At 39.0% G+C, this 13939-nt stretch carries 14 protein-coding genes and 3 pseudogenes; 1 reads left to right on the plus strand and 16 read right to left on the minus strand.

Features of this window, described 5'->3' with window-relative positions; translation table 11 throughout:
* The 9 genes from rplW to CVFO_RS08020 form a co-directional block, all read right to left on the minus strand.
* Positions 1-291: a 50S ribosomal protein L23 gene (gene rplW, locus CVFO_RS07980; RefSeq protein ID WP_201339491.1), complete on the minus strand. Its 291-nt coding sequence runs from the start codon at positions 289-291 to the stop codon at positions 1-3.
* Positions 288-902 carry a 50S ribosomal protein L4 gene (rplD, locus tag CVFO_RS07985; protein WP_201339492.1) on the minus strand — a complete coding sequence of 205 codons (615 nt, stop codon included), beginning with the start codon at positions 900-902 and terminating at the stop codon, positions 288-290. Before rplD ends, rplW begins: the two co-directional genes overlap by 4 nt.
* Positions 903-911: 9 nt before the next feature.
* Positions 912-1640 carry a 50S ribosomal protein L3 gene (rplC, locus tag CVFO_RS07990; protein WP_201339493.1) on the minus strand — a complete coding sequence of 243 codons (729 nt, stop codon included), beginning with the start codon at positions 1638-1640 and terminating at the stop codon, positions 912-914.
* Between the two features lie 27 nt (positions 1641-1667).
* A complete protein-coding gene (rpsJ, locus tag CVFO_RS07995) occupies positions 1668-1979 on the minus strand; it encodes a 30S ribosomal protein S10 (protein ID WP_011737582.1) in 312 nt (103 codons plus the stop codon).
* A 97-nt stretch (positions 1980-2076) separates the two neighbouring features.
* Entirely contained in the window at positions 2077-3267 is a 1191-nt protein-coding gene (gene tuf / locus CVFO_RS08000) for an elongation factor Tu (protein ID WP_201339494.1), read from the minus strand.
* 10 nt (positions 3268-3277) lie between these two features.
* Positions 3278-5380 carry an elongation factor G gene (gene fusA / locus CVFO_RS08005; protein WP_201339495.1) on the minus strand — a complete coding sequence of 701 codons (2103 nt, stop codon included), beginning with the start codon at positions 5378-5380 and terminating at the stop codon, positions 3278-3280.
* Positions 5381-5402: 22 nt separating this feature from the next.
* Positions 5403-5870, minus strand: coding sequence for a 30S ribosomal protein S7 (rpsG, locus tag CVFO_RS08010; protein ID WP_201339496.1), 468 nt, complete (start codon positions 5868-5870; stop codon positions 5403-5405).
* Between the two features lie 33 nt (positions 5871-5903).
* Positions 5904-6278, minus strand: coding sequence for a 30S ribosomal protein S12 (gene rpsL, locus CVFO_RS08015; RefSeq protein ID WP_201339497.1), 375 nt, complete (start codon positions 6276-6278; stop codon positions 5904-5906).
* Between the two features lie 119 nt (positions 6279-6397).
* Positions 6398-6886: a low molecular weight protein-tyrosine-phosphatase gene (locus CVFO_RS08020; protein ID WP_281064400.1), complete on the minus strand. Its 489-nt coding sequence runs from the start codon at positions 6884-6886 to the stop codon at positions 6398-6400.
* Between the two features lie 39 nt (positions 6887-6925).
* Between CVFO_RS08020 and CVFO_RS08025 the strand changes: the two genes are divergently transcribed.
* The gene (locus tag CVFO_RS08025) at positions 6926-7906 is read left to right on the plus strand and encodes a KpsF/GutQ family sugar-phosphate isomerase (RefSeq protein ID WP_201339498.1); all 981 of its coding nucleotides are present in this window, start codon (positions 6926-6928) and stop codon (positions 7904-7906) included.
* 80 nt (positions 7907-7986) lie between these two features.
* Here CVFO_RS08025 and CVFO_RS08030 read toward each other — a convergent pair.
* The 7 genes and pseudogenes from CVFO_RS08030 to rpe form a co-directional block, all read right to left on the minus strand.
* A pseudogene (locus tag CVFO_RS08030) lies at positions 7987-9819 on the minus strand (PhoX family protein).
* A gap of 198 nt (positions 9820-10017) precedes the next feature.
* A pseudogene (locus CVFO_RS08035) lies at positions 10018-10234 on the minus strand (integrase core domain-containing protein); the annotation flags it as partial.
* A gap of 72 nt (positions 10235-10306) precedes the next feature.
* Entirely contained in the window at positions 10307-10453 is a 147-nt protein-coding gene (locus tag CVFO_RS08040; RefSeq protein WP_201339499.1) for a hypothetical protein, read from the minus strand.
* Positions 10450-10872 carry a DUF2141 domain-containing protein gene (locus CVFO_RS08045; RefSeq protein WP_201339500.1) on the minus strand — a complete coding sequence of 141 codons (423 nt, stop codon included), beginning with the start codon at positions 10870-10872 and terminating at the stop codon, positions 10450-10452. The genes CVFO_RS08040 and CVFO_RS08045 overlap by 4 nt, the downstream gene beginning before the upstream one ends.
* A gap of 234 nt (positions 10873-11106) precedes the next feature.
* On the minus strand, positions 11107-11985 hold the full coding sequence (gene tsf / locus CVFO_RS08050; protein WP_201339501.1) for a translation elongation factor Ts: 879 nt from the start codon (positions 11983-11985) through the stop codon (positions 11107-11109).
* A gap of 254 nt (positions 11986-12239) precedes the next feature.
* Positions 12240-13004 (minus strand): annotated as a pseudogene (rpsB, locus tag CVFO_RS08055) (30S ribosomal protein S2); the annotation flags it as partial.
* Between the two features lie 245 nt (positions 13005-13249).
* Positions 13250-13921 (minus strand): ribulose-phosphate 3-epimerase, encoded by a 672-nt coding sequence (rpe, locus tag CVFO_RS08060; protein ID WP_201339503.1) that lies wholly within the window; start codon positions 13919-13921, stop codon positions 13250-13252.
* Between the last annotated feature and the right edge of the window lie 18 nt (positions 13922-13939).

The following is a 13939-nucleotide window of genomic DNA, read 5'->3' on the forward strand; positions in this document are numbered from 1 at the left end:
TTAAGTGCTGCTCACATCAATCATTTGGCCTTCAGACACTTTTACCATTGCCTTTTTCCAATTTGAGTGTGATCCAATCCTGCCTTTAAATATTTTTTTCTTACCTTTAACAATTGAGGTTGTCACCTTTTCAACATTAACGCTAAACAGCATTTCAACTGCAGCTTTAATTTCTCTTTTAGAACTATCAACACGAACTTTAAATGCGTGTTGATTGTGCGCTGATAGCATGGTCGTTTTTTCAGAAACGATTGGTGCCAACAAGGTTTTTAATACTTTTTCTTGATTCATAACATTGCCTCAATTTTTTTCAACGCTGCCTCAGTTACCACAACATTGTCATAACCAATCAAGCTAATCGGGTCAATGCTTTGTGTATCACAAACACCAACATGATATAAATTACGAGAAGATAAATATAAATTCTCATTTAACTCATCAGTCATTAATAAAGCATCTTTAACATTAAGTGCCTTGAGTAATGCAGTGACATTTTTAGTTTTAATCTCTTTAATGTCAAACTCTGACACTACTTTTAAACGTTCAGAGCGAACAAGTTCAGAAAAAATAATACTGATTGCACCCTTATACATTTTCTTATTAACCTTTTGCGCATAACTTTTTGGCGCAGCTGCAAATGTCACACCGCCTGAACGCCAAATAGGGCCACGAGTAGTGCCAGCACGGGCACGACCTGTGCCTTTTTGCGCCCAAGGCCTCTTGCCGCCACCACTAACAGCAGAACGATTTTTTTGTGCTTTGGAGCCTTGACGACCGCCAGACATGTAAGCTGTGGTCACTTGGTGAACCAGTGATTGGTTAAAATCTCTTGCAAAAACAGCATCAGTCACTTCAATAATGCTTGACTTGTTTGTGCTTATATTTAATACTTTTAATTTCATCTTAAACCCTTACGCTTGTTCAGTTTGGGCAACTTCATCAGTTACTTTATTTTGAATATTTTTGCTAACTTCTTGATTAATCTTGTTTTTCTTAGGCGATAAAGAAACTTTAACAAAGCCCTTAGTTGCACCAGGAATTGAACCCTTAACAAGAATGATGTTTCTTTCACTGTCCACTTTAACAACCTTTAGACATTCTTGGGTTACTTGCTCATCACCCATATGACCAGCCATTTTCTTACCTTTAAAAACACGACCAGGCTCTTGACATTGCCCTGTAGAACCAATAGCACGGTGAGAAATTGAGTTACCATGAGTGGCGTCTTGCATTTGGAAATTATGGCGCTTTACACCACCTTGAAAGCCTTTACCTTTAGACCTACCAACAACATCAACATAATGACCAACACTAAATAATGAAATATCAACACTTGTTGCATCGGTTATGTCGTCGCCAGCCTCTACTCTAAATTCCCAAAGCCCTAAGCCAATTTCTTGAGAGGCTTTAGCATAATGACCTTTAATTGCAGCAGGTACACGACGTACTTTGGCTTCGCCTTTTTTATTTACTTTCGCTCCTGTTGTTACTTGGACAGCACTATAGCCGTCTATATCAATTGTTTTTGTTTGAACAATACGATTGGGCTCAATTTTAATTACACTCACTGGTGTGATAGAACCGTCATCGCTTATCAAGCGCGTCATTCCTATTTTTTGTCCTACTAAACCCATTGCCATGATCTTATTCCTAAATTATTTACTTGCTTAATTAAGCTTAATTGCAACATCAACACCCGCTGCTAAATCTAGCTTCATGAGTGCATCTACTGTTTTGTCTGTTGGACTAATAACATCCATTAACCTAACGTAAGTTCTTAATTCGTATTGATCTCTTGCCTTCTTATTAACATGAGGGGAGGTCAATACAGTGAAACGCTCCTTTTTAGTAGGTAGAGGAATTGGACCTCTAACACTGGCACCTGTGCGCTTAGCTGTTTCTACAATTTCAAGCGCTGACTTATCAATTAAACGATGATCAAATGCTTTTAATTTAATTCTAATATTTTGATTGCTCATGTGCCTTTATATCCTGTCTATTTACGTTGTAAATTTCTCAAACGAAAAACGCAAGATTATATAATAAACCTTGCGCCTTACGCCTTAATTAACTAATTTAATCCGTCACCTTAGAAACCACACCCGCACCCACCGTGCGACCACCTTCTCTAATGGCAAACCTTAAACCATCTTCCATAGCGATTGGTGACAATAGCGCTACTTGCATTTTCACGTTGTCACCTGGCATTACCATCTCTACACCATCAGGCAGCTGACAAGCGCCTGTAACGTCCGTTGTTCTAAAATAGAACTGTGGACGGTAGTTGTTAAAGAATGGGGTATGACGACCACCTTCATCTTTGCTTAAAATATAAACCTCTGCTTCAAACTTTGAATGTGGCTTGATTGAACTTGGCTTGGCCAATACTTGACCGCGTTCAACCTCTTCACGCTTGATGCCACGAAGTAACACACCTACGTTGTCACCCGCTTCGCCTGAATCAAGTAGTTTTCTAAACATTTCAACACCGGTACAAGTGGTGGCTTGTGTGTCTTTAATACCAACGATTTCTAACTCGTCACCGATATTAACAATGCCTGTTTCAATACGGCCTGTCACTACAGTGCCACGACCTGAGATTGAGAATACATCCTCAATTGGCATTAAGAATGACTTGTCTGTGTCACGCTTGGGGGTTGGAATATAAGTGTCTAATGCTTCTACTAATTTAACAATGGAAGGCACACCAATCTCTGAGGTGTCGCCTTCTAAGGCCTTAAGTGCTGAACCGAAGATGACTGGAGTGTCATCACCTGGGAAATCATATTCGTCTAGTAACTCACGGATTTCCATTTCAACCAATTCAACCAATTCCTCATCGTCAACCATATCGGCTTTGTTCATGTAAACAACGATGTAAGGGACGCCTACTTGCTTAGATAATAAGATGTGCTCACGAGTTTGAGCCATTGGGCCATCTGTAGCAGCAATAACAATAATAGCGCCGTCCATTTGTGCAGCACCTGTGATCATGTTCTTAACGTAGTCGGCGTGTCCTGGGCAGTCAACGTGTGCATAGTGGCGAGCTTCACTTTCATACTCAACGTGGGCTGTTGAAATAGTAATACCACGTTCTCTTTCTTCAGGGGCATTATCAATATCTGCATAATCTTTGAATTCGCCACCACGCGCTTCTGCCATGACTTTAGTGATAGCGGCTGTGAGTGTGGTTTTGCCGTGGTCAACGTGACCGATTGTGCCGACGTTGACGTGTGGTTTGGTTCTTTCGAATTTTTCTTTTGACATTTTATGCTCCTTACTTATTTAATTTTTCAATAACTTCATCAACCACGTTTTTGGGCGCTGCTGTATATTTTACAAATTCCATTGAATAGCTTGCTCGACCTTGTGTCATTGAGCGCAAATCATTGGCATAACCAAACATTTCTGCTAAAGGGACTTCTGCCTTAACTTGCTTACCTGCAAGTGTATCTTCCATCGCACTGACAATACCACGACGCCTATTAATATCGCCCATCACATCGCCCATATAATCTTCAGGCGTTAAAACTTCAACTGCCATCATTGGCTCAAGTAATTGAGGGCTAGCCATTCTAACACCTCCACTCAAGCACTTACTGGCTGCAATTTTAAATGCCATCTCATTGGAGTCAACATCATGATAAGAGCCATCGTAAACGGTTACTTTAATATCAACTAAAGGAAAGCCAGCCAATACGCCATTTTCCATTTGTTCTTGAATACCTTTATTTATTGCAGGTACATATTCTTTAGGGATAACACCGCCCTTAATTTCATCAACAAACTCATAACCAGCACCCGGTTCTTGAGGCTCAATTCTTAAATATACGTGGCCATATTGACCACGACCACCAGATTGCTTAGCAAATTTATACTGATGCTCAACCATGGTTGTAATGGTCTCACGATAAGAAACTTGTGGTGCGCCAACATTACATTCAACATCAAATTCGCGAACCATACGATCAACAATAATGTCCAAGTGAAGCTCTCCCATGCCTGCAATAATGGTTTGACCTGACTCTTCATCAGTCGACACACGAAAAGAAGGATCTTCAGCAGCCAATTTACCAAGCGCAATGCCCATTTTTTCTTGATCTACCTTAGTTTTAGGCTCTACCGCTAAGGCAATCACTGGCTCAGGGAATTCCATTCTTTCTAAAATAATCTTCTGTTTAAGATCACATAAAGTATCACCTGTCGTGACATCTTTAAGACCGATTGCTGCGGCAATATCACCTGCACACACTTCTTTAATTTCTTCACGCTCATTGGCATGCATTTGCACCATACGACCAATGCGTTCTTTTTTGCCTTTAGATGAGTTATATACAAAATCACCTGCTTTTAATACGCCCGAATATACACGGAAAAAAGTCAAATTACCTACAAATGGATCGGTTGCAATTTTAAATGCTAGCGCGGCAAATGGTTCTTCATCATCCGCTTTTCTAGGAGCAACTGTCTCATCTTTATCATCCAACATGCCTGTAATAGCATCCACATCTAGTGGTGATGGCATATACATAATCATGGCATCTAACACAGCTTGTACACCTTTATTTTTAAAGGCAGAACCGCAAAACATTGGTATAATTTCACTCTTAATGGTTTGAGAACGAATGCCTTCTCTAATTTCATCATGACTCAGCTTACCTCCTTCAAGGTATTTTTCCATTAACTCATCATTCGCCTCAGCAGCAGATTCAATCATGAACTCACGTTTTTCCTCTGCCAACTCTTGTAATTCTGCGGGAATACCCCTTGTTTCGTAAGTTGCACCCTGATCAGCTTCGTTCCAAAAAATAGCTTTCATGCTGATTAAGTCTATCACGCCTTCAAAATTTTCCTCAGCACCAATGGCAATTTGCATGGGTACTGGATTGCCACCTAAGCGTGTTTTAATTTGCTCGCAAACACGTAAAAAGTCCGCGCCAGCACGATCCATTTTATTAACAAAACCAATTCTTGGTACATTGTATTTATTCGCTTGACGCCAAACCGTTTCTGACTGAGGCTCTACACCACCAACTGCGCAAAATACAGCGCAAGCACCGTCTAATACTTTTAATGAACGCTCAACCTCAATGGTAAAGTCAACATGTCCCGGTGTGTCAATAATATTAATACGATGGTCTTCAAACTGCTTATCCATACCCTGCCAAAAACAAGTAGTTGCTGCAGAAGTAATGGTAATACCACGTTCTTGCTCTTGCTCCATCCAGTCCATGGTTGCACCACCATCATGCACCTCACCAATTTTGTGAGTACGGCCTGTATACAATAAAATACGCTCTGTCGTGGTTGTTTTTCCGGCATCAATATGTGCCATAATACCAATATTACGATAACGATCAAGTGGGGTTGTTCTTGCCATTTTTCTTGTATCCTGTGTGTGTTTACCAGCGAAAGTGAGCAAATGCTTTGTTTGCTTCTGCCATTCTATGGGTGTCTTCTTTCTTTTTAAATGCGCTACCACGATTTTGCACAGCATCTAAAACTTCACCTGCCAGTCTAAGCTTCATGCCTTTTTCTCCACGCTTACGTGATGCTTCAATAATCCAACGCATTGCTAAGGCAATTTTGCGTTCAGATCTAACTTCAATTGGCACTTGATAAGTAGAACCACCAACGCGACGAGATTTAATTTCAACTTGAGGACCAATATTATCTAATGCTTGCTTAAACACTTCAATTGGTTGTGCATTGCCCTTAGCTTCAATGGTGTCTAAGGCTTCGTATACAATTTTTTCTGCCACTGATTTTTTACCATCAAGCATTAAAATATTAACAAACTTAGCCAATACCAAATCGCCAAATTTAGGGTCTGGCAAAATTTCTCTTTTAGGTGCGGATCTTCTTCTCATTGTATTTCTCTATGTTTTAATTATTGTAATTACTTATTTCTTTGGCTTTTTAGTGCCATATTTAGAACGACCTTGCATTCTACCATCAACGCCTGTTGTATCCAATGCACCACGAACTGTATGGTAACGAACACCAGGTAAATCCTTCACACGACCACCACGAATAAGAATCACTGAGTGTTCTTGTAAGTTATGGCCTTCACCACCAATATAGGTCGTTACTTCATTGGCATTGGTAAGTCGAACACGGGCAACTTTTCTAAGTGCCGAGTTAGGCTTTTTAGGAGTTGTGGTGTACACACGAGTACAAACACCACGTTTTTGAGGGCAGCTGTCTAATGCTGGCACACCACTTTTGACGACTTTCTTTTTACGTGGATTACGTACCAATTGATTAATCGTTGACATATTGCAATTTCTCCAATTTCTCTAAAGTTTATAATGTATATTTAAGTTATTAAATCGTCTTTTGGTTTTTCTTTAAAGACAATAAAGCGAGGCATTATACTTTGTTAGGAGTGCCTATGTCAACAAGATTTAAGAGATTTTTTTAACAAGCTTTGCAATAAAAAACCACTGGCACAATCTAGCATTTCAAATACCTCATCAAAGCGTCCTTCAAAGTAAGGGTCGAGCACACTTTTGCCTTGGTTGTTAGGAATATTATCCAGCATTAATGACAGTTTAGTTTGATGCTCGCGTGGACAAATAGACTGCAAAATGCTCAAGTTTGAGGCGTCCATAGCAAAAATATAATCATAATGATAAAAGTCGCTCTCATGCACTTGCCTTGCCCGCTGATAGGATAAATCAACATGACATTTATTAGCAGATAATTGCGAGCGTGAATCTGGCTGCTCACCGATATGATAAGCATGAGTACCTGCAGAATCTATTTCAAACAAGTGTTTAACACCACGTTTTTCCACTTGTGACCTAAAAGCACCCTCTGCCGTTGGTGAGCGACAAATATTACCCATACATACAAATAAAATTTTTATTTTTTCTTTACTCACCTGTCTTATGTGTTGATAAAATCAACACTCATTATACCAATGTGTTTATTAGCTATGCCCAACTCACTATTACAATCTGCAAAAAAAGTCATTTTAACTGAAGCACAAGCGGTAACGATGCTGGCCGATGGACTTGATCAAAACTTTGTTGATGCTTGTCAATTAATCCAAAATTGCACTGGCAAAGTAGTTTTAATTGGTATGGGGAAATCTGGACACATTGCAGGCAAGATTGCTGCAACACTTGCTTCTACTGGCACCCCTGCCTTTGCTGTTCATCCTAGTGAAGCAGGGCATGGCGATTTAGGCATGATTACACAAGAAGATGTGGTGATTGCTATTTCTTACTCTGGCGAATCTGACGAAATTATGACCTTAATGCCAATCATTAAACCCCTCGGTGTCTTAATCATCGGCATGACAAAAAATGCAAACTCCTCAATTGGCAGGATTAGCGATGTGCATCTTGATGTCAGCGTTGAAAAAGAAGCTTGTCCACATAACCTAGCCCCAACTTCATCAACCACAGTGGCTTTAGTCATGGGTGATGCACTAGCAATCAGCTTATTAACCAATAAAGGTTTTAGTGTGGATGACTTTGCCCGCTCACACCCATCAGGTGCACTAGGTCGTCGCTTATTAACCTTTGTCAGTACCATTATGAAAACAGGGGGCGATATACCTATCGTCAATGCTGATACTAAATTGCTAGATGCCTTATTAGTAATGAGCCAAAAAGCCTTAGGTATGGTATTAATTACTGATAACAACATTTTAAAAGGTATTTTTACAGATGGTGATTTAAGGCGCGTACTTGAGACACATTCTAATATTCAAAGTCTAACCATTGGCGAGGTTATGACGTCTAATTGCCAATCAATCTCAAAAGACAAGCCTGCCATGGCAGCAGTACAAATGATGGATGAATTTAACCTAAACTCATTGCCTGTCGTTGATAATCACAACCAAGTCGTTGGCGCTATCAATACCCACACCCTAATGCAAGCAAAAATTATTTAAATCTTAGGTCAAAATTTCAACCATCTTAATGCCATCATTAATAACTTATCTTAATAACCATAAATATTAAAGGTTAAATGCTATCCAATTGCACCACCATCTTTACGATAAATAGCAATAACACCTGATCTCGGTATGCCGCTATATTTATTAGGAAAAATAGAGCCCCCTTTCTCGCCAGGATGTTGTATACCTACAAACATTGTCTCTTTATCAGCACTCCAAGTAAGCCCGGTAATTTCACATTCTTTTGGGCCTACTAAAAAACGTTTAATTTCACCAGTATTTGGATTACCTAAAAGCATTTGGTTATTACCCATACCAGCAAAATCACCCTGATTACTATATTTACCATCAGTTTGAATCCAAAGACCGCCCTTAGAGTCAAAATTTAAGCCACCTGGAGAATTAAACATATTATGCTTGGTAATATTTTCAGAGTCTGATTTTAAATTATTTTTATGAACTTCAGGGTTGCCAGCTAATGCAACCAAATTCCAACTAAAATTAATATCACTGTGATCGCTATTTTTAGGCGCCCATCGAACAATTTGACCATATCTATTAGCCATTCTTGGAATGACTGCATTAATTGGCGTCGCATCACCACCTTTATTTGGTTTTATTCCTCTATTTTTATTATTGGTCAATGCGCAATACACTTCGGCTTTATTGGGATTGGCAGCCACCCATTCTGGCCTATCCATTGTAGCTACACCCACTTTAGACGCAGCAAGACGTGTATGAATACAGATTTCTGCTTTACTCATTCCAGTGTTTTCTGGTGTTAGTACCAGCTATTTACTAGTGCCGTTGTCATTAAATCGAGCAACAAACAAATCCCCATCTTCAAGTAAATCTGAATTGTTGCCATACTTACTATATTTGCCTGCAAATACAAATTTGTATAAATATTCACCACGCTCATCATCGCCTAAATAAACCATAATATGGCCATTCTTAGCAATGACCACTTCTGCATTTTCATGTTTAAAACGCCCCAAAGCAGTACGTTTCTTTGGCGTTGATTTTGGATTTAGCGGATCAATTTCCACTACATAGCCAACTCTATTTGGCTCTGTCGGATTAAGTGCAATATCAAAACGTTCATCATATTTACCCCATGCGTATTTCTTACTATCCTCATGCCCTACGCCGTAACGTTTAAATTCTTTAGATAGTTTTAAGTTTTTATCACTACTGGAAAAATAATCATCGAAATTTTCTTCACAACTCAGATAAGTACCCCATGGCGTCTTTCCATTGCCATAATTATTCCAAGTGCCTAAAGATTGCTCGCCAGCAGGACCTTCCTTGGTTTTCATTAATTGGTGAGTTCTTGCTGGTCCAGTAATTTCCATCGGCATATCTGCTGTTATTTTACAGTTATACATAGAATCTTTAACAATAGAATATTTATTATTCCTTCTCTGCAATTCAACAATACTAATGCCATGCGCTTGTTTAGCCTTCATAACATCATCTAGGTTTTCTGTTAGTTTAGAATCTCTATTGTGATACATGGACACATTATTTACATATTCATTATTAACTGCCAAAACGGTTCTACCATCACGAGTAAAAATATCCATGCCATTATTGTTATCTCCAAATGACAACGCCTGAGATTTGGCATCACCAGCAGTATGATGATTAAAGCTTTTACCATCAGACCATAACGGATTTCCCCAACTCATTACTGTATACCAGCCAAAACCTTTTGGCACAGTTATTGTATCTAGGGTGTTGGCAGCAATTTCTTTAAATTCCAATAATGACACCTGGCTATGCGAATGAGCAATTGCTTGTTTTGATGTTAATGCTGCAATACCTGTGCTAATAACAAAATTAGATGCACCAAATATTATAGCCCCACCCCTAAGAAAGTGACGTCTTGATATGGCATTATCCATAACCTGGTCAAATTCAATCGTTTTATTTTTGTAGTTTTTTTCATTATCTTTATCCTGTTTCTTTTATTAAAAAATAAGACTCTCTTACACTTGTGTTTCGCTGTTTCATTGTAATAACAGAATATTTCATTTTTATGACAAAAAACATTTGTACTTGTAATACTCCGATTTTCCATACAACTCTAAAGTAGAGGCTAGTCATCTTATCACGCCACCTAGGGCAAAGTGCGGTCGTTCGTTATTATAAACCCATAACCACTGTGTGGTTGCATCTTGTGCTTGCTCAACAGAATCAAACAAATGCAGATCTAAACACTCTTGTCTTACTGTACGGTTAAATCTCTCAATGTAGGCATTTTGAGTTGGCTTACCTGGTTGGGATGTACATTAACTCAATACCTAAGGCTTGTACCCAGTCTCTTAATGCTTGGGGTATTTTTCCTTCAATTTGAATATCAGTAGTTTGCAGAACTTCTTTATTTGTACCTTACCAGCCTATGAGCCACGGCTTAATTTTAAGATTTTGATTAAATGCTGTTATCCACTTATCTTGTTCGGCAAATGACAGGTGTGGAAATGCCAAGCTACTTAATGCTAAGCCACTAGTTGATTTTATAAATCCTCCTCTATTCATCGCACTAACACCACGCTAAGATTAATGGTTTCTTTGTCATCATTAACAACAAAATTAGCCTCTGTAAATGTTGGCTTACCAAAGCTACCAATAACATTATTTGAAAATCCATAACCTTCATTGGGCACACCAAAAAAATTGGTACTTAGTTCATTATTATTATCCTCATCGTGAAATATAGAAAGAGCATAAGTACCAGGCTCAACGCTATTAATGGTTATTTTATGACTCAAGGCTGATACTTTCTTTCTAGCACTAAAAACACTACTTGGCTTATCATTTTTATCATAGGTATCTTCAGTATCAAGCACAATTGACAATTGACCTATGATAGGTTTGATATTGTTAATAGTTACTTCAATATTAGCAGCGTAGGATAGTGTTGAGCCGAGCAATAATATAGGTATTATTTTCTTCATTTCATTTTCCTTTATTTGAAAAATGATAGTCTAATTACTTTGTTTAATTGTTTGAAACAAACAGATAAAGGGTCGTTCTTTAGGACGAACGAGTGGTTTAGAAATCTTTGATCGGAAAAGCTGACGGCCTTCTGTCTTTTGGTGTTATTGTGTATTTGTGTGTAACAAACCAAGACATGAGTAGGGGGTCATGTCTTGGATGGCAAGGTGGGTAAACACCTTTTTTAATTAATACTAGCCTTGAATTTGTGCCATGACTTCATCAGCAAAGTTCTCTTCTTTCTTTTCTATGCCTTCGCCAACTTCAAATCGCACAAAAGACTTAACTTGTGCATTATTTGATTGTGTAAGTTTGCCTATTGTTGTGCCAGGGTCTTTAACAAAAGATTGGCCATATAGCGTCACTTCATTTATAAATTTTTTCATACGACCAACAATCATTTTTTCAATGATATTGTCTGGTTTTCCTGATTCTTTGGCTTGCTCAACAAAGATTGCTTTTCCCCTTTCTAGAAGGTCTGTAGATAATTCTGCTTCAGTAATGCATTCTGGTTTGCTGGCCGCAATATGCATTGCGATGTCTTTTGCTAGCGCTTCATCGCCACCTTCTAATACCGTTACTACAGCAATACGCTCGCCATGCTTGTACACGCCAATGACGCCATTATCAGTTGTGATTGTTTGCACACGTCTGATTGCAATATTTTCACCTACTTTTGCAATGATGTCCTCACGTGCTTTTTCTAATGAGTCGCCATTATCCAGTGTTTGAGATAAAAATTCTTCAATATTAGCAGGTATTGTTTTAAGTGCCAGCGCGCCTAGCATATCAACAAAACCAATAAAAGCATCGCCTTTGGTAACAAAATCAGTTTCAGAGTTAACTTCTAAAATAGTGACTGTTTTCTTGTCAGCACTAATATTAACTTTAACCAAGCCTTCAGCTGCAACACGACCTGCTTTTTTAGCAGCTTTGGCAGCACCTGAGGTGCGCATTAAGTCAATAGCTGCTCCCATGTCGCCATTGGTTTCAGTTAAGGCCTGTTTGCAGTCCATCATGCCTGCGCCTGTTCTTTGTCTTAATTCTTTAACTAAAGAGGCTGTAATTACCATAATTAATCTCCTGTTTGTATTGCACCTTTACCGCTTATAAGTAACAAAGATGTATTAATCAATGCGTTGAACTATGCAAGTTTTTCGATAATTTGCGCCTTAGTGTCGGTATTGTTAATAGTGACACCTTGTGTTTCAGCGTAAGCAACTAAGTCAGCTTTTTTCATTGCATTGAGAGCTGTTTTATTTAGCATTTCAGGCTTGTCTTTCTTAATGGGCGTAGGCGCTTTTTTGACGGTCTCTTCTTTTACTAGCGGTTGTTCAACAGGTGCTTTTTTGGTGGCTAGTTTTTTAGTTTCTGGCTTTTTGACCGAAACTTTTTTCTCAAGTGAAGCGCCAGTGGCAGCTTTGGCTTCTAAAATAGCATTTGCAATTTCTCTTGCGTAATAGCCAATCGCTCTGATGGAGTCATCATTACCAGGGATAACATAATCAATGCCTTCAGGGTTGTGGTTGGTGTCTACAATACCAATAATGGGTAAGTGTAGTTTTTTAGCTTCTGCAACTGCATTTTTTTCAACACCAATGTCAATCACAAAGACAACATCTGGAATGCCACCTAAATCTTTAATACCGCCAAGGCTACGCTCTAGTTTTTCCATTTCACGCGTCATCATCAGCGCTTCTTTTTTGCCAAATTGATTAAAATTTTCTTCTGCTAAAAACTCAAGGTCTTTTAGGCGTTTAATAGAAGCTTTAATGGTTTTGTAGTTCGTCATCATGCCACCTAACCAACGGTGATTAACGTATGGCATGCCACAACGTATGGCTTCTTGTTTGATGATATCGCTCGCTGCTCTTTTTGTACCTACAAATAAAATTGATCCACCGGCTGCTGTAGTTTTGCTTGCAAAGTTAAGTACATCATTAAACAAGGGCAGTGTTTTTTCTAAGTTGATAATATGAACGCCGTTACGAGTGCCGTAAATAAAGCGTTCCATTTTTGGGTGCCAGAAACGAGAACGATGACCAAAGTGTACACCAGCTTCTAGCATTTTTTTCATTGACGTTTTTGCCATTATATTTTCTCCATGGGTTAATAAAGCGCCTATTGACGCCTTCTTCCACAGCTTCTACCAGTCAACTCTTTTGCAAGAGCACCCTGACTAATATGTCGAGCTGCGTGATACATTAAAACAAGTCAGGGCGTCTGACTTAAAGTCAGACGCCCTGACTCAACTTTTGAATCTATTGTGATTTAGAGTTACAACAGATTCAATAAAGCGAAGAATTATACCAAAAACGGGCCAACCCTTCAAGTTAATTAAGCCTTAGCAAGCTCCACACGCATTGCATCAATGGTCGCCTTGTAATCATCAGTGCTGAAGATTGCAGAGCCAGCAACAAATGTATCTGCACCAGCTTCAGCTACTTCACGAATGTTGTCAATTTTTACACCACCATCAACCTCTAAACGAATATCCCTGCCGCTTGCATCGATCAGTTTTCTGACTTCACGACATTTTTCCAATGTATGAGGAATAAAAGACTGTCCGCCAAAACCAGGGTTAACTGACATTAATAAAATAATGTCTAGTTTGTCCGTGACGTTTTCTAATACGTGCAGTGGTGTTGCGGGATTAAATACTAGGCCAGCCTTACAACCCCCTTCTTGAATCATACTTAGTGTTCTATCAATGTGCTCCGATGCTTCTGGATGAAAAGTAATATATGATGCGCCAGCTTTAATAAAATCAGGAATAATTCTATCAACAGGCCTCACCATTAAGTGAACATCAATTGGCGCACTAACGCCATGACTTCTAAGCGCTTCACACACCAGGGGACCGATGGTTAAATTTGGCACGTAGTGATTGTCCATGACGTCAAAGTGGACGATGTCTGCGCCATCTCTAAGCACATTGTCAACTTCTTCACCTAGTCTGGCAAAGTCTGCTGCAAGAATCGAAGGGGCAATAAAATTAGCTTGTTTCATGAGTTTCTCCTTGTACGG

The organism is Isorropodon fossajaponicum endosymbiont JTNG4, assembly GCF_016592615.1.
Taxonomy (GTDB): domain Bacteria; phylum Pseudomonadota; class Gammaproteobacteria; order PS1; family Pseudothioglobaceae; genus Ruthia.